This is a genomic window from Dorea acetigenes (genome assembly GCF_025567385.1).
GTDB classification, from domain to species: domain Bacteria; phylum Bacillota; class Clostridia; order Lachnospirales; family Lachnospiraceae; genus Claveliimonas; species Claveliimonas acetigenes.
On sequence record NZ_JAOQJU010000045.1, the window covers coordinates 1 to 16,489 of the forward strand.

The window sequence follows — 16,489 nt, forward strand, 5'->3', positions numbered from 1 at the left end:
GGTCAAACGACAGCAATACTATGATTCCCTGAAAGAAGCAGCATAGGGTACAAAATCCTTGAGGAAAATGTGTCAACTAATCTTGACAAAATCATTTCTTGAAAAAGCCGGACACAACAAGCACGGTGTTACCCATGCGGATCTCCGTCACGCAGTCCGGACGGCGGTCGGTGCGGTCATTGTTATTCTGTTTGTTTTCTGTCATAGGCAACTCCTTTTACTTCAACAGTTCTTTTAGTCCATTGAGCTTGGCTTGTGCCGTTTCCTTTCGGAAGTTCTCGCCTGTAAAGAGGATAGGCTGATGTGGTATAAAAAAAGTTGACACCCCATTCTCAAGGATTTGAGATATAATCTAGAGAATAAGGAGTGAACAAAATGGCAGAAAACAGACAATATGACCACGAATACAAAGTACAAGCAGTGAAGCTCGCCAAAGAAATCGGACAAGCTAAGGCCGCTAAAGAACTGGGAATCCCAAAGAACACCATGTATGGCTGGGTACGGGCTAACCGTCTTGGCAATCTTGACCTTGGAGCTGGCTCACAGACCCCACAAAGCGCTATGACGCTTAACGAGGAACTCCTAAAGCTCCGCCAGCAGGTAAAGGAACTGGAGAAAGAAAACCGCCGTTTGAAGAAAGAAAACGACTTTCTGGAGGAAGCCAGTGCTTTTTTCGCCGCGAGCCGTCTGAAGTCAGCAAAAACGAAAGAATGAAGTTTATTGCATTACAAACGAAAGGCGGCGAATTAAAAGGGGATATCGCTTTTTTCTGCAGGATCCTTCATGTCAGCAGACAGGGATTTTACCAGTATCTTGCAAACAAAGACCGCCCGTGGAAATATCAGCCACTGGCGGATGCCATGAAGGAGATTCTCACGGAAGATGAATGCAATGATACTTATGGCCGTATCCGCATGTATCAGGCATTGACATTGAAGCAGCCGGAAAATGTGGATATTCCCAGCGAACGCACCGTTTACCGCATCATGGAAGAGATCGGAATCAGCCATCATCCCAGACGCAAGCCAAACGGAATCACAAAGGCGGACAGGGAAGCCAGAAAATCAGACGATCTCTTAAAGCGTGATTTCCATGCGGAGGAGCCGCTAAGCAAATGTGTCACAGATATCACAGAGATTAAAGCCAGTGATGGAAAACTGTATGTTTCTGCTGTTTTTGACTGTTTTGATTCCAGCGTGATCGGCCTGGCGATGGATACCAACATGAAGGCGCCGCTATGTGTGCAGACACTGGAAAATACTGCTAATGCGTACCCCGGTATCCGTGGAGCCATTATCCACAGCGACAGGGGGAGCCAGTACACCAGCCAGCTTTACCGGAATGCTGTCCAGAAGTACGGCATACAGCAAAGTATGAACAGCGCAGGCGGCAGATGCCACGATAATGCCCGCTGCGAAAGTATGTGGGCAAGGATGAAATCCGAACTGCTGTATGACCGTTATGATACGGAAAAAATGACCACGGATGAACTCAGGACGATCATCTGGAGATATTTCATCAGCTACTGGAATAACCGAAGGATCTGCTCCGCCAATGGAGGGCTTCCCCCTATGGTCAAACGACAGCAATACTATGATTCCCTGAAAGAAGCAGCATAGGGTACAAAATCCTTGAGGAAAATGTGTCAACTAATCTTGACAAAATCAATTACCTTTAAGGAAAAACCAGAAGTCCCAAAAGAACCAGAGAAACCCGAAACACCACAGACACCAGAAAAGCCTAGCAGACCTAGCGACAGTCCCAAAACGGGCGATAACACCAACCTTTACGAACTGCTTGTACTTCTTTTAACTTCTGGTGCTGGACTGGCAGGTATCTTCTTCTACAAACGCCGTAAAATGAAGAAATCATAAGGCGGTAATGGTATGAGAAAAGGAAAATCACGCTCTCCGCCGAAGCTGTCAAACGGCAGACTTCCGCTTATTCTGGCTTGTCTGCCAACAACCTGCAAGAACACGGATAGTCAAGGGTGCGTAAGCATTGATTTTACCCTTTACTATCGGTGGGATTGCTGGTACTTCCCGAACCGCCAGAATAAGAAATCACAATCAAAAAACTTATCAAAAATAGAAAGAAACGAGGTAAAACAATATGGAAATGAAATATGTCGTGCCAGATATGGCACAGTCTTTTGGAACTCTTGAATTTGCAGGCGAAAGCGACCATGTTTTTGACAGAGATAAAGATAACCGCAGATTTTTCGCAAGAAGAAGCTATAACCTTTATTCAGATGTGCAGAGAGGGGAAAATGTTGTGGTGGAAATTCCCGTGCAGGCTGGCGAAAAGCATTTCAAGTATGAACAGAAAGTAAAACTTGTCAATCCGAAGTTATACGGCAGAGGTTACGCAATCGGGGATATGGGACATACCGATTATGTGTTGCTTGCTGATGATATTGTAGCAGTTGAAGAAAAGTAAAGGAGTGAAGCATTTATGAGATTATCAAACGGGTTTGTTATTGACAAAGAGAAAACATTTGGAGAATTAAAATTTACAGCGGTGCGTGATGTGTTCTTGCAGAATGAGGACGGGACACCGAGTACCCAGCTTAAAAAGCGTATCTATGATTTGAAGTGCAGTCTGCATGGTGGAATTATCCCCGTGTCCGTACCGCCAGAAGTACCGTTAAGGGAATTTCCGTACAATGCAGTTGTGGAACTTGTCAATCCAGTAGCCGATACGGTATCACGAAAAACCTATACAGGTGCAGATGTGGACTGGTATGTAAAGGCAGAGGATATTGTGTTGAAGAATAAAGGCAATCAGAACGCAGGTAATCCACAGAACCCTACACCGCAGGGACAACAGAAAAAATAGGATTGCCGAGTAAAAATTATATTGTAGAGCATACTGCATAACGGTATAATTATTTCATATCAAATATAATGGAGTGATGAAAATGAAGCATATCTTAATTGTTGATGATGATATTCATATAAACAAAATGTTGGACGAAGTTTTAGTACATGAAAGATATATGGTTTCCCATGCTTACTCTGGTACAGAAGCATTATTATTTTTAGCAGATACAAAACCAGATTTGATTTTGCTAGACTTAATGTTACCGGGATTGTCTGGGGAAGAATTATTACCACAAATATCAGATATTCCCATTATTGTTATGAGTGCAAAAGTAGATGTTGAAGATAAGGTATCTCTTTTACTTGGTGGTGCAGTTGATTATGTTACTAAGCCTTTTGATACAAAAGAATTATTGGCAAGAATTACTGTTGCACTTAGAGTTAAAACACCCTCATTAAACAGAACATTAGAATTTGAAGATATTACATTGGATACATTTACTTATGAAGTGTTCATAGAGGACAAAAAAGTAAAACTGACGAGAACGGAATATGCTATTTTGAAATTGTTAATACAAAATCCGAAGCAAGTTATTGTAAAGTCATTTCTTTTAGAAAAAATTAGTGAGGACACACCAGACTGTACTGAAAGCTCATTAAAAATGCACATTAGTAATTTAAGAAAAAAACTTCGTGATATAAGTGGAAAAGATTATATTGAAGCTGTTTGGGGAATTGGATTTAAAATGAGAACAGAATAAATCTTTACTGTTTCTTTACTGTTTTCTTTACCGCTTTCTTTACTCTTACAAGATAGAATAACTATATCAGAAAACAGGAGGTAAAAATCATGGAATATGTTCTTAAAACAAATTCTTTATGTAAGAACTACGGGCATTTTAAAGCACTCAACGGCTTATCAATGAATGTGCCTAAAGGTTCGATTTATGGTCTTATCGGCAAAAACGGAGCAGGCAAAACAACTCTTATACGGTTGATATGTGGTTTACAAGAGCCTACATCTGGCGACTATGTTCTTTATGGCAAAAAGCACATAGATAAGGACATTACAAAATCTCGTCGCAGAATGGGAGCAATCGTAGAAACACCGTCAATTTATGTTGATTTAACAGCGTATGAAAATTTAAAGGAGCAATACAAAGTATTAGGTATTCCCTCTGATGATGGAATTTCCGAAATATTAAAATTAGTTGGTCTTGAAAATACGGGAAATAAAAAAACAAAAAATTTTTCTCTTGGTATGCGTCAAAGACTAGGTATTGCGGTTGCTCTTGCAGGTTCGCCAGATTTTCTCGTTCTTGATGAGCCAGTCAATGGACTTGACCCACAAGGAATTATAGAAATTAGGGAATTGATCTTGAAGCTCAATCAAGAACATGGAATTACCGTTTTGATTTCTAGTCATATATTAGACGAGCTATCAAAACTGGCAACATACTATGGCTTTATTGACAATGGTAAAATGATAAAACAGATTAGCTCTATTGAATTGGAAAGTAAATGCCGAAAATGTACTCATTTAAAAGTATCAAGCACAAAAACCCTTGCTTATGTTTTAGACACTATGAACATTGAATATAAAATACTTTCTAATACAGAAGCGGATATTTTTGAAAAAGTTAATATTTCAAAATTAACGACAGAATTATCCAAAAAAGATTGTGAAGTTATTTCGATACATGAACATGATGAAAGTTTAGAAAGTTATTTTGTTAGCTTGGTAGGGGGTGCAAGACATGAATAAATTATTATCTGCTAATTTCTTTCGATTAAGGAAAAATAAATGTTTTAGGGGTTCATTAGCTTTTATGTTTGTGATTGGAATAGCTAGCCCACTATTGAGATATAGGGATATGAAACAGTCTGGATATATCAATAATCTTGACAATGGATTTTTCATGTGTGCATTGTTCATAGGAATTATTCTTGCTGTATTTTGTAGTCTTTTTATCGGTACAGAACATAATGACGGAACAATCAGAAACAAAATTATCGTAGGACAGAAAAGAGAAACTATTTATTTATCAAATATGGTAACTTGTTCTATTATTGCAATTACAATGTGTATTGTGTTTTTTGTTCCGTATCTCAGCGTTGGAATTCCTTTACTTGGATTTTTTGTTGCTGATATGAAAATGATTGTAATGATAGGAATAACTGTCTTGGTTTTATCAGTTACATTTGCTTCTCTTTTCACACTTGTAGCAATGCTCTCTCAAAATAAAGCTATTATTGCAGTAGCTTGTATTCTATTTTCATTTGGGCTTTTGTTTGCTGGTGCAATGTGTAATAGAATGTTGGACGCTCCAAAAACTATTCCAGCTTATTCGATAGGAGAAAATGGAGAAAACACAGCTCAAGAAATGGAAAATCCAAAATATTTAGACGGAACAAAACGAGAAATTGTGCAATTCATTTATGATGTAAATCCAGGCGGTCAAGCAATTCAATGTTCAACAATGCAAGTTGTTAATTTAACACGATTGCCTATATATTCCTTAGTAATCGTTATACTTACAACTGGTGCAGGTGTTTGGATTTTCAAGAAAAAAGATTTAAAGTAAAGGAGTGAAAAATTATGCTATGGTTATGGCTTTTCATAAGTGGACTGATTTTAGTGATTGTCTTGTTACTTATCAAGATACATTTATTACGAAAATCTGCAAAAGAAATAGAATGTTCATTCGCTGAAAAGCTCATAACCGATAGTAATACTCTGATTGATATTTCAAGCAACGATAAATATATGTGTCATTTAGCAAATGAAATAAATATCCAGCTACGAAAGCTCCGAGCTGAACGCAGAAAATTTCAAAAAGGCGATATAGAATTAAAAAATGCTGTTACAAATGTTTCTCACGATTTACGCACACCGCTAACCGCAATATATGGCTATTTGGATTTACTTGAACAAGAAGAAAAAAGTGAAAAAGTGAATAGATATATTGCTGTCATAAAAAATCGTACAGAAATGCTAAAACAACTAACAGAAGAATTATTTCGTTATTCTGTGATTTTAACTTCAGAAGAAGATTTAAAAATTGAACCTATTACTATTAACAATGTATTAGAGGAAAGTATCGCTTCATTTTATACAATTTTAAAAGAAAAGCAAATTTCTCCTAAGATTATCATTCCACAGAAAAAGATAGTTCGTAATCTTGACCGTTCCGCATTATCAAGAATATTTGCAAATTTATTGAATAATGTGGTCAAGTACAGTAATGGTGATTTAGAAGTTACATTATTTGAAAATGGAGAAATTCATTTTATAAACCATGCTTCAAATTTGACTGAAATAGAAGTTGGAAAATTATTTGACCGATTTTATACAGTTAATAATGCTAGAAATTCAACTGGACTGGGATTGTCTATTTCAAAAGCATTAGTTGAAAAGATGAATGGTACAATTTCAGCCGAGTATAACAATGAAATGCTTAATATTTGCATTGTGTTTGATTTGTGAAAATAACTTTTTATAGCAGTTAGTCTTATGATTGACTGCTTTTTTCGTACCCAGAAAGGAGTGATTGATTTATGCGTAAGATTTGGAATAAAGGACACCGTATCAGAGCCAGCGACAAGCACCTTGTTTACCATTTTTCCATAGGAACGCTTCTGTTTATATTTGTGGCGGTTCTCCTGCTACTGAATATGAAACAGCTCATGCGTACCGATTGGGAGCATTTCAGCTTGTTAGAGAATGGCTTGACACTCTCCCCTTACAACTTCATAACCATACTGATAGCGACTGGTGCTTGTGTATTGGTCGCTTTTCTGTATTACCGCTTCTGTTACGACAGTTTCAAGAAGCTCCTGCACCGTCAAAAGCTGGCAAGAATGGTGTTGGAAAATAAGTGGTATGAAGCCGATACCGTACAAGACAGCGGTTTTTTTACTGACCTGCAAAGCAGATCAAGGGAAAAAATCGTCTGGTTTCCGAAGATTTATTATCAAATGGAAAAGGGACTGCTCCATATCCGCTGTGAAATCACGTTGGGAAAATATCAAGACCAGCTTTTACGGTTAGAGGATAAATTGGAAAGTGGTTTGTATTGTGAGCTGACCGACAAGACCTTGCATGACGGATATATCGAATATACTCTGCTTTATGATATGATAGCGAACCGTATTACCATTAATGAAGTACGTGCAGAGAACGGCTGTCTTAGACTGATGAAAAATCTTGTCTGGGAATATGACGCACTTCCTCATGCTCTGATTGCTGGTGGGACTGGTGGCGGTAAAACCTATTTTCTGCTGACGCTCATTGAAGCCCTACTGCATACTGACGCTATCCTTTACATTTTAGACCCTAAGAACAGCGACCTTGCAGACTTGGGAACAGTCATGCCTAATGTCTATCACACCAAAGAAGAAATGATTGAATGCGTCAATGCCTTTTATGAGGGCATGGTACGGCGAAGTGAGGAAATGAAGCAACACCCGAACTATAAGACGGGCGAAAACTACGCCTATCTGGGACTTCCACCCTGCTTTCTTATCTTTGATGAATATGTGGCGTTTTTTGAAATGTTGGGGACAAAAGAAAGCGTGAGCTTACTTAGCCAGTTAAAGAAAATCGTTATGTTAGGGCGACAAGCAGGTTATTTCCTTATTGTTGCCTGCCAGCGTCCAGACGCAAAGTATTTTTCAGATGATATCAGAGATAACTTCAATTTCCGTGTGGGACTTGGGCGTATCAGCGAATTAGGTTACGGTATGCTGTTTGGTTCAGATGTGAAAAAGCAGTTTTTCCAGAAGCGTATCAAGGGGCGTGGCTATTGTGATGTGGGAACAAGTGTTATAAGTGAATTTTATACGCCTTTAGTCCCGAAAGGACATGATTTTTTGCAGACTATCGGTTCTCTTGCACAAGCAAGGCAGGACGTGACGGCGACGTGCGAAGCGAAAGGCGACGGCACGGACTAGCCGTTGCTGGTGTGGCGAAGCCACGCCAGCAGGTAAAACCCCTCGGTATCTAACAGAGGGGTACGTTTGCAAATGGACAATAGACAAAAAACATAGGAAACATAAGGCTTATCGCATAGTTTCCTTGCAAAATTCAGATGTGAAGTCGCCTTAAAAAACTTCACACTTTACAGATTGGGGGTATGGTTCTGAATGAAGAACAAGGAATAAAAGAATTACGGGAGAAACGGATTGCTTACGGTATCTCACAAGGCAGGCTGGCGTTGGCTTCTGGTATCACAAGGGAATATCTCAACAAGATAGAAAGCGGAAAAATGAAGCCGTCAAAGGAACTTCTTAATACTCTGCAAAAGGAACTGGCAAAGTTCAATCCAGAAGCACCGCTTACCATGCTGTTTGATTATGTAAAAATCCGTTTTCCCACGCTGGATATACAGCACATCATCAAAGATATATTAAAACTGAATATCAACTATATGCTCCATGAAGATTACGGACATTACAGTTATACGGAGCATTATTCTTTAGGGGACATCTTTATCTATACGTCGGCTGACGAAGAAAAGGGTGTCCTTTTAGAGTTAAAGGGGCGAGGTTGCCGACAGTTTGAAAGTTACTTGCTGGCACAGGAAAGAAGCTGGTATGACTTTCTCATGGACGCACTCGTAGACGGTGGTGTTATGAAGCGTATCGACCTTGCTATCAACGACCATATGGGCATTTTGGATATTCCAGAGCTTGCGGAAAAATGCAGGAAACGGGAATATATCGGAAAGTCCAGAAGTTACAAGTTTTACTTGTCGGGCGAGCTTATCAAGCATAGAGAGGACGACAGAGAATATATGGGGCGTACCCTTTATCTTGGTTCGCTGAAATCCGATGTGTATTTCTGTATCTATGAAAAGGACTATGAGCAGTACGTCAAGTTCGGGATACCGCTGGAAGAAGCCGATATTATTAACCGTTTTGAGATACGGCTTAGAAATGAACGAGCCTATTATGCAGTACGAGATTTGCTGACGTATTATGACGCAGAGCAGACCGCCTTTTCTATCATCAACCAGTATGTGCGGTTTGTTGATGAAGAACCCGACAAACGAAAAAGCGACTGGAAACTCAATGACCGCTGGGCTTGGTTTATCGGCGATAACAGACAGAGCTTGAAGCTGACGACAAAGCCAGAGCCGTACACCTTAGACCGCACGTTGCGTTGGGTACAACGGCAGGTAGCACCGACCTTGAAAATGCTGAAAAAGATTGATAAGGGAAATGGTACAGATTACATGGAAACAATCGAACAGCAGGCAAAGCTCACAGAAAAGCATGAAATGATAATCAAACAGCAGACGACCCCTGCAAAAGATTTAGTAGAAAGTTAGGAGTGATAAAAATGTGGGTATTATTAAAAGATTTCCTGCTGGTATCTATGGGAATGGGTATCGGTGTAGTCTTGATGTGTATTTTGAATGTCGGCAAAGAAGCTGACTATGAAATGAAACAATTAAAAGAAAGCGAGGACAATTAAATGAATTTCGGACAAAATTTGTATCAATGGTTTTTATCAAACGCACAGAGCTTAGTGCTTATGGCGATTGTGGTTATCGGTATCTACTTAGGGTTCAAGCGTGAGTTTTCCAAACTTATCGGCTTTTTGGTAGTTGCCTTGATTGCTGTCGGCTTGGTATTCAATGCTGGCGGTGTGAAAGATGTACTGTTAGAGCTGTTCAATAAGATTATCGGTGCATAAAATTTTATTGTGGGGCTGATGTATGGGTGCTATAATGTGAAAAAAGAAGTAATCGAGGTGTTCTATTTTGAATGAGAGAGAAAAAATTATTCGTTTATGGTTTGATATGTGGTTGAAACAGCAAGACTTAGGAATGGATAAAATTTTTACAGAAGATGTTGTTTATACGGAAAGCTGGTGTCCTAAATATGAAAATCTTAAAACAGTAAAACATTGGTTTAATGAATGGAATACTCGTGGTAAAGTCATTATTTGGGATATTAAACAGTTCTTTCATAAAGAAAATCAAACTGTCGTAGAATGGTATTTTAAAAATGAAATGAATACGGGAAGCGTTGAAGAATTTGACGGTATTTCCTTAATTGAATGGACAGAAGATAACAAAATCAAATCATTAAAAGAATATGGTTGCAATCTGAATAACTATAATCCATATCAACACAGCGATAACCCTCAATTTAGAGATGAAAAAACAAACTGGTTTTAAAACTTAATCAAATTATATCCATATACATAAAGCAGTTAGTCTTAGGATTGACTGCTTTTTTCTTACCTAAAATCAGATTGGAGTGATGACATGAACGATATTTTTAAGGATATGCAGGCAAAAGTCGGCTGTGAATACATTTCCGACCTGCCCTCTTACAAGCGTAAGGTGTGGCAGGAAATGAAACGACTGAACCCTGCCGACTATGAAGAAAGACAGTTAGAAGATTTTTCAAAGTATGTGTTTGGTATGTCGTACCAGACCTTACAAGATGTGATGAAACAACAGAAAGGACGTGAGGAACAATGCAGGAAACAAGGGTGCTGGTGGAAACGAAAGGAACAACTGGCGAAGAAACAATATCATACTGGTTTGAACTGCCGATAGATGTTGCCGAGTTTGAAGAAAAGTTAGGTGTCGGTGCAGAAAGTGGGGATTACCGTATTATCGAAAAGGTGTTGCCTTATGCTGATGAAGTCCACGAACATACAAGCGTGTACCAGCTCAACGAATTAGATTTTATGTACCGCCAGCTTTCAAGTGATATGCAGGAAGAATATGTATCACTACTTACGGTGTTTGAAAATTTAGAAGCACTTTATATTTGCAGGAACGTGATTACGGTTTATCCCAACTGCAAAAGCATGATAGATGTTGCAAAGCAAAAGCTGATGAACGACCCGACGTTCAAACATTTATCCGAGGACTGTCAAGCCTACTATTTTGACTTTGAAGCCTATGCTTCTCACTTGCAGGAACACGGGAAATTTTTAGTAACAGAACACGGTATCTTTGAACTGCCAGAGTAGGAAATGAGGTGGTGCTTATGATTGATGATATGGCGGTTTACATTGCTAATCTTGGCAAATACAATGAGGGCTATTTAGTCGGTGCTTGGTTCACATTTCCTATTGACGAGGAAGATGTAAAAGAAAAAATCGGCTTGAATGAACAGTATGAGGAATACGCTATCCATGATACCGACAACTTCCCTATTGCGATTGGCGAGTATGTTTCTATTGAAGAACTCAATGAGATGTATGAAATGATAGAGGAACTTCCCGACTATATCGTAGAGTGTCTGGACGAATTTATCAGCCACTACGGGACGCTGGAAGAAGTCGTGGAACACAAGGACGATATTTATTATTATCCCGACTGTGAAACCATGACAGACGTTGCCTACTACTACATAGACGAATTGCAGGCACTTGGGGATATTCCACCCAGCTTGCAGAACTACATTGACTATGAAGCCTACGGGCGAGATTTGGATATGGGCGGTTGCTTTATTGAAACAAGCCGAGGTATGTGCGAGATACCATATTAACGCTGGAAGATCTGCGACAAGCATTGTTGCTACTGACAGCGTATTTCTCTTTTAAGGGACAGTCTGAAACATGGCTGTCCTTTTCTATTTAGAAACTTACGAAAGGAGCTGAAAGAACTTGAAAAAGATTAAAAGCTACACGGGTATCTGGAACGTAGAAAAAGTCTTATATGCAATCAATGACTTTAACTTGCCCTTTCCCGTTACTTTTACACAGATTACATGGTTTGTGATTACGGAATTTATCATCATTCTGTTTGGGGATATTCCCCCACTTTCCATGATAGAGGGAGCGTTTCTCAAATACTTCGGTATTCCCGTTGCTCTCACTTGGTTTATGTCGCAGAAAACCTTTGACGGAAAGAAGCCGTACAGCTTTTTGAAATCACAGATAACCTATGCCCTGCGACCAAAAATCACTTATGCAGGAAAAGCCGTAAAACTGCATAAGCAGACCTTGAATGAAACAATCACGGCAGTAAGGAGTGTGAACTATGTTCCCGATAAAATATATTGACAATAACCTTGTCTGGAACAAGGACAATGAAGTGTTTGCCTATTATGAGCTGATACCGTACAACTATTCTTTTCTATCCGCAGAGCAGAAATTTATCGTGCATGACAGCTTTCGACAGCTCATTGCACAGTCCCGTGAGGGTAAAATTCATGCGTTGCAGATTGCCACAGAAAGCTCAATCCGCAGTATGCAGGAGCAGTCAAAGAAGCTGGTAACTGGAAAATTAAAGGAAGTTGCCTATCAGAAGATAGACGAACAGACCGAAGCGTTAGTATCTATGATTGGGGACAATCAAGTGGACTACCGCTTTTTTCTTGGCTTTAAGCTCATGGTTACGGAAGAACAGCTCAATCTGAAGAACATCAAAAAATCGGCGTGGCTGACGTTCACGGAATTTCTCCATGAAGTGAACCACACGCTGATGAATGATTTTGTTTCCATGCCGAATGATGAAATCAACCGTTACATGAAAATGGAAAAGTTACTGGAAAATAAAATCTCCCGTCGCTTTAAGGTGCGTCGCTTGGAAATCAATGATTTTGGCTATCTCATGGAACATCTTTACGGCAGGGACGGTATCGCCTATGAAGATTATGAGTACCAGCTACCAAAGAAAAACTATAAGAAAGAAACGCTGATAAAATACTACGACCTTATCCGTCCGACAAGGTGTGTGATTGAAGAAAGCCAGCGATATTTAAGACTGGAACATGAGGACAAAGAAAGTTATGTGTCCTATTTTACCGTCAATGCGATTGTCGGGGAGCTTGATTTTCCGTCCTCTGAAATCTTCTATTTCCAGCAACAGCAGTTTACCTTTCCAGTTGATACTTCCATGAATGTAGAAATCGTGGAAAACCGAAAAGCATTAACGACAGTCCGCAATAAGAAAAAAGAATTGAAAGATTTGGATAATCACGCCTATCAAGCTGGAAGCGAAACAAGCTCAAATGTGGTGGACGCATTAGACAGCGTGGACGAGCTGGAAACGGATTTAGACCAGACAAAAGAAAGTATGTATAAGCTCTCTTATGTGGTGCGTGTATCGGCTGACGATTTGGACGAATTAAAACGCCGTTGTGATGAAGTCAAGGACTTTTACGACGATTTGAATGTAAAACTGGTACGTCCTGCTGGGGATATGCTGGGGCTTCATTCTGAATTTTTACCAGCCAGCAAGCGATATATCAATGACTATGTGCAGTATGTAAAATCAGACTTCTTGGCTGGGCTTGGTTTTGGTGCGACACAGCAGTTAGGGGAAACTACGGGTATCTATATGGGCTATTCCGTTGATACGGGAAGAAATGTGTACCTGCAACCGTCCCTTGCCAGTCAAGGTGTGAAAGGTACAGTTACCAACGCGTTAGCTTCTGCTTTTGTCGGTTCGCTTGGCGGTGGGAAGTCGTTCTGCAACAATCTTCTGGTGTATTATTCGGTTCTCTTTGGGGGACAAGCGGTTATCTTAGACCCAAAATCAGAGCGTGGCAACTGGAAAGAAACGCTTCCAGAAATCGCCCATGAAATCAATATCGTAAACCTTACCAGCGACAAGGACAATGCAGGACTTCTTGACCCATTTGTGATTATGAAGAATGTCAAAGACGCTGAAAGTCTGGCAATCGACATCTTGACATTCCTTACTGGTATTTCCTCTAGGGACGGCGAAAAATTCCCCGTGTTACGAAAAGCGGTTCGTTCCGTTACCCAGAGCGACAGTCGGGGCTTGCTCCATGTGATAGAAGAGCTACGCTGTGAAGATACACCCATATCAAGAAATATCGCAGACCATATCGACAGTTTCACGGACTACGATTTTGCACACCTGCTGTTTTCAGACGGTACGGTGGAAAATGCTATCAGTCTGGATAACCAGCTCAATATCATTCAAGTAGCGGACTTAGTATTACCAGATAAGGACACGACCTTTGAGGAATACACGACCATTGAATTATTGTCGGTGTCTATGCTGATTGTGATTAGTACCTTTGCCCTTGATTTTATCCATTCGGACAGAAGTATTTTTAAGATTGTCGATTTGGACGAAGCGTGGGCGTTCTTAAATGTGGCACAAGGCGAAACCTTATCAAATAAGCTGGTTCGTGCTGGACGAGCTATGCAGGCAGGCGTTTATTTCGTTACACAATCCTCTGGCGACGTGTCAAAAGAAAGTCTGAAAAACAATATCGGCTTAAAATTCGCTTTCCGTTCTACTGACATCAACGAGATAAAACAGACCTTAGAATTTTTCGGTATCGACAAGGACGACGAGAACAACCAGAAACGCTTGCGTGATTTGGAGAACGGACAATGCTTATTGCAGGACTTATACGGACGTGTCGGTGTGGTGCAGATACACCCAGTCTTTGAAGAACTGCTACACGCCTTTGATACCAGACCGCCCGTACAGAGAAATGAGGTGGAGTGATGAAAGAAAGGATAAAAGGTGCGTTCACAAAAAAGAAGATTTTCCACTTTCTCAAAATGGCTCTGTTCGTGGTGGCACTCTCCATTATCCTGCTTTCACTTCTGGGGACGGTGGCTCATGCGACGGGGCTTGTGGACGATACCATAAACGCAGAAAATCTTTACTCAAAATATCCCCTTTCCAACTACCAGCTTGATTTTTATGTGGATAATAGCTGGTCGTGGCTTCCGTGGAACTGGCTGGACGGTATTGGAAAATCGGTGCAGTATGGGCTTTACTGCATTACCAACTTTGTCTGGACGATAAGCCTTTACTTATCTAACGCAACGGGCTATGTGGTGCAGGAAGCCTATAAGCTGGACTTCATCAATGATATGGCAGACAGTATCGGAAAGAGCATACAGACCCTTGCAGGCGTAACGCAGAACGGTTTTTCTTCTACTGGCTTCTATGTTGGTTTCCTGCTTCTCATTATCTTAGTGGTGGGACTTTATGTTGCCTATACGGGACTTATAAAACGGGAAACCAGCAAGGCACTTCACGCCGTTATTAACTTTGTGGTGGTGTTTGTACTGTCCGCTTCGTTTATCGCCTATGCTCCCGATTACATCAAGAAGATAAATGAATTTTCATCAGACATCAGTACCGCTTCTTTGGACTTGGGAACAAAAATCATGCTCCCCAACTCTGACAGCGAGGGCAAGGACAGCGTGGACTTGATACGGGACAGCTTATTTTCTATTCAAGTGGAACAGCCGTGGCTACTTCTGCAATTCGGGAACAGCAATGCAGAGGAAATCGGGACAGACCGTGTAGAAGCTCTTGTATCGGCAAGCCCAGAGGACGAGGACGGAAAAACCAGAGAGGAAGTCGTGAAAACAGAAATCGAGGACAACGACAACAACAATCTGACGATACCGCAGGTTGTAAACCGTTTAGGCATGGTATTCTTCCTACTGTTCTTCAATTTAGGGATAACAATATTTGTATTCTTGCTTACGGGTATGATGTTGTTCAGCCAGATACTTTTTATCATTTTCGCTATGTTCTTGCCTATTAGTTTTCTGCTCTCTATGATACCGAGCTATGAAAGCATAGCAAAGCAGGCAATCGTGAGGGTGTTTAATACCATAATGACACGGGCAGGAATAACGCTTATTGTAACGGTGGCGTTCAGCATTTCCAGTATGTTTTATAACATTTCCACGGATTACCCGTTCTTTATGGTGGCGTTCTTGCAGATAGTATGTTTCGCTGGTATCTACATGAAGCTGGGCGATTTAATGAGTATGTTCTCTTTGAACGCTAATGACAGTCAAAGCATGGGACGAAGAATTTTCCGCAGACCGTATCTGTTTATGCGACATCGGGCTAGGCGTATGGAACACCGTATTGCAAGGGCGGTAAGTGCTGGCGGTATTTCGGGCGGTGTCGCTGGTGCGGTAGCTGGAAGTGCCGTTGCTGGAAAGAGAGCCGAAAGAAAAAATACGGCTTCTAAAGAAAATCGGGGCAATACCACTTCCAGCATGGGACAGCGTGCAGGCTCAAAGGTGGGTGCTGTCTTAGATACGAAAAATAAAGTGAAAGACAAGGCAAATGCTGCCAAAGAGAATATCAAGGATATGCCGACACAGACCGCTTATGCGGTATATTCCGCAAAGGAAAAAGCAAAGTCCAGCGTGTCCGACTTCAAGCGTGGCATGGTGCAGGAACAGCAGTCCAGACAGACGGGACGCTTGGAAAAGCAGGCACGGCATAGACAGAATATCGCTGACAAACGTATGGAGCTTCAAAAGGCACAAGAAGCAAGGCAGACACAGCGAAAGGCTGACGGATCAGCGACAATGGGAGCTACCCGTCCCCATGAGCGACCAGCCACAGCTTCAACCATTCCAAAGCCGAGTGCGGAAAAAATGCAGGAAATCAAACGTCCTGCCACAGCTCCAGCTTCAAAAGTAAGTGAACCAGTCAAGACAAATGTTATCAAAGAACGTCCGTTATCTTCTAGTGCTTCTGATAAGAAAGCGACCCAACCTGCACAGCCAGTACATAGGCAGAATGTAGAAAAAGTGGTATCGCAGGAAACACGCCAGAATGACACGAAAGACCGCAGGATGATTTTGTCAAGATTAGTTGACACATTTTCCTCAAGGATTTTGTACCCTATGCTGCTTCTTTCAGGGAATCATAGTATTGCTGTCGTTT

The 16,489-nt window shown here is 40.8% G+C and carries 19 protein-coding genes and 2 pseudogenes; 20 read left to right on the forward strand and 1 reads right to left on the reverse strand.

Going from position 1 to position 16,489, the window contains the following annotated elements:
• Positions 1-94 precede the first annotated feature (94 nt).
• Positions 95-205, reverse strand: a pseudogene (locus OCV99_RS17590) (transposon-encoded TnpW family protein); the annotation flags it as partial.
• Between the two features lie 170 nt (positions 206-375).
• On the opposite strand from OCV99_RS17590, the gene OCV99_RS17595 reads away from it, so the two are divergent.
• The 20 genes and pseudogenes from OCV99_RS17595 to OCV99_RS17690 all read left to right on the forward strand — a co-directional run.
• On the forward strand, positions 376-714 hold the full coding sequence (locus OCV99_RS17595) for a transposase (protein ID WP_158372307.1): 339 nt from the start codon (positions 376-378) through the stop codon (positions 712-714).
• Positions 711-1,619: an IS3 family transposase gene (locus OCV99_RS17600; protein WP_158372309.1), complete on the forward strand. Its 909-nt coding sequence runs from the start codon at positions 711-713 to the stop codon at positions 1,617-1,619. The genes OCV99_RS17595 and OCV99_RS17600 overlap by 4 nt, the downstream gene beginning before the upstream one ends.
• 42 nt (positions 1,620-1,661) lie before the next feature.
• Positions 1,662-1,874: pseudogene (locus OCV99_RS17605) on the forward strand (LPXTG cell wall anchor domain-containing protein); the annotation flags it as partial.
• A 238-nt stretch (positions 1,875-2,112) separates the two neighbouring features.
• Positions 2,113-2,439, forward strand: coding sequence for a YdcP family protein (locus OCV99_RS17610; protein WP_005340715.1), 327 nt, complete (start codon positions 2,113-2,115; stop codon positions 2,437-2,439).
• A gap of 15 nt (positions 2,440-2,454) precedes the next feature.
• Positions 2,455-2,838, forward strand: coding sequence for a YdcP family protein (locus OCV99_RS17615; RefSeq protein WP_055297303.1), 384 nt, complete (start codon positions 2,455-2,457; stop codon positions 2,836-2,838).
• A gap of 82 nt (positions 2,839-2,920) precedes the next feature.
• On the forward strand, positions 2,921-3,583 hold the full coding sequence (locus OCV99_RS17620) for a response regulator transcription factor (RefSeq protein ID WP_028088146.1): 663 nt from the start codon (positions 2,921-2,923) through the stop codon (positions 3,581-3,583).
• A gap of 89 nt (positions 3,584-3,672) precedes the next feature.
• A complete protein-coding gene (locus OCV99_RS17625) occupies positions 3,673-4,587 on the forward strand; it encodes an ATP-binding cassette domain-containing protein (RefSeq protein WP_021739605.1) in 915 nt (304 codons plus the stop codon).
• Positions 4,580-5,407 carry an ABC transporter permease gene (locus OCV99_RS17630; protein ID WP_021739604.1) on the forward strand — a complete coding sequence of 276 codons (828 nt, stop codon included), beginning with the start codon at positions 4,580-4,582 and terminating at the stop codon, positions 5,405-5,407. The genes OCV99_RS17625 and OCV99_RS17630 overlap by 8 nt, the downstream gene beginning before the upstream one ends.
• 11 nt (positions 5,408-5,418) lie before the next feature.
• Positions 5,419-6,309: a sensor histidine kinase gene (locus OCV99_RS17635; protein WP_109258290.1), complete on the forward strand. Its 891-nt coding sequence runs from the start codon at positions 5,419-5,421 to the stop codon at positions 6,307-6,309.
• A gap of 71 nt (positions 6,310-6,380) precedes the next feature.
• A complete protein-coding gene (locus tag OCV99_RS17640) occupies positions 6,381-7,775 on the forward strand; it encodes an FtsK/SpoIIIE domain-containing protein (protein ID WP_158372311.1) in 1,395 nt (464 codons plus the stop codon).
• Positions 7,776-7,957: 182 nt separating this feature from the next.
• On the forward strand, positions 7,958-9,154 hold the full coding sequence (gene mobT, locus OCV99_RS17645) for a MobT family relaxase (RefSeq protein WP_055180183.1): 1,197 nt from the start codon (positions 7,958-7,960) through the stop codon (positions 9,152-9,154).
• A gap of 11 nt (positions 9,155-9,165) precedes the next feature.
• Complete coding sequence (locus OCV99_RS17650) at positions 9,166-9,300, forward strand: DUF3789 domain-containing protein (protein ID WP_009243011.1); 135 nt, start codon at positions 9,166-9,168, stop codon at positions 9,298-9,300.
• Positions 9,301-9,522 carry a hypothetical protein gene (locus OCV99_RS17655; RefSeq protein WP_002323342.1) on the forward strand — a complete coding sequence of 74 codons (222 nt, stop codon included), beginning with the start codon at positions 9,301-9,303 and terminating at the stop codon, positions 9,520-9,522.
• 67 nt (positions 9,523-9,589) lie between these two features.
• On the forward strand, positions 9,590-10,009 hold the full coding sequence (locus OCV99_RS17660; protein WP_009243012.1) for a nuclear transport factor 2 family protein: 420 nt from the start codon (positions 9,590-9,592) through the stop codon (positions 10,007-10,009).
• A 90-nt stretch (positions 10,010-10,099) separates the two neighbouring features.
• Positions 10,100-10,396, forward strand: a complete 297-nt coding sequence (locus tag OCV99_RS17665; protein ID WP_081021054.1) for a conjugal transfer protein — start codon at positions 10,100-10,102, stop codon at positions 10,394-10,396.
• Positions 10,315-10,818, forward strand: coding sequence for an antirestriction protein ArdA (locus OCV99_RS17670; RefSeq protein ID WP_147605804.1), 504 nt, complete (start codon positions 10,315-10,317; stop codon positions 10,816-10,818). Before OCV99_RS17665 ends, OCV99_RS17670 begins: the two co-directional genes overlap by 82 nt.
• A 17-nt stretch (positions 10,819-10,835) precedes the next feature.
• Entirely contained in the window at positions 10,836-11,339 is a 504-nt protein-coding gene (locus OCV99_RS17675; RefSeq protein ID WP_002323345.1) for an antirestriction protein ArdA, read from the forward strand.
• 118 nt (positions 11,340-11,457) lie between these two features.
• Positions 11,458-11,856 (forward strand): conjugal transfer protein, encoded by a 399-nt coding sequence (locus OCV99_RS17680; RefSeq protein ID WP_004843362.1) that lies wholly within the window; start codon positions 11,458-11,460, stop codon positions 11,854-11,856.
• The gene (gene tcpF / locus OCV99_RS17685) at positions 11,834-14,284 is read left to right on the forward strand and encodes a conjugal transfer ATPase TcpF (protein ID WP_158372313.1); all 2,451 of its coding nucleotides are present in this window, start codon (positions 11,834-11,836) and stop codon (positions 14,282-14,284) included. Before OCV99_RS17680 ends, tcpF begins: the two co-directional genes overlap by 23 nt.
• The coding region (locus OCV99_RS17690; RefSeq protein ID WP_262576012.1) for a CD3337/EF1877 family mobilome membrane protein at positions 14,284-16,489 on the forward strand (2,206 nt) is incomplete at its 3' end. The genes tcpF and OCV99_RS17690, both read left to right, overlap by 1 nt.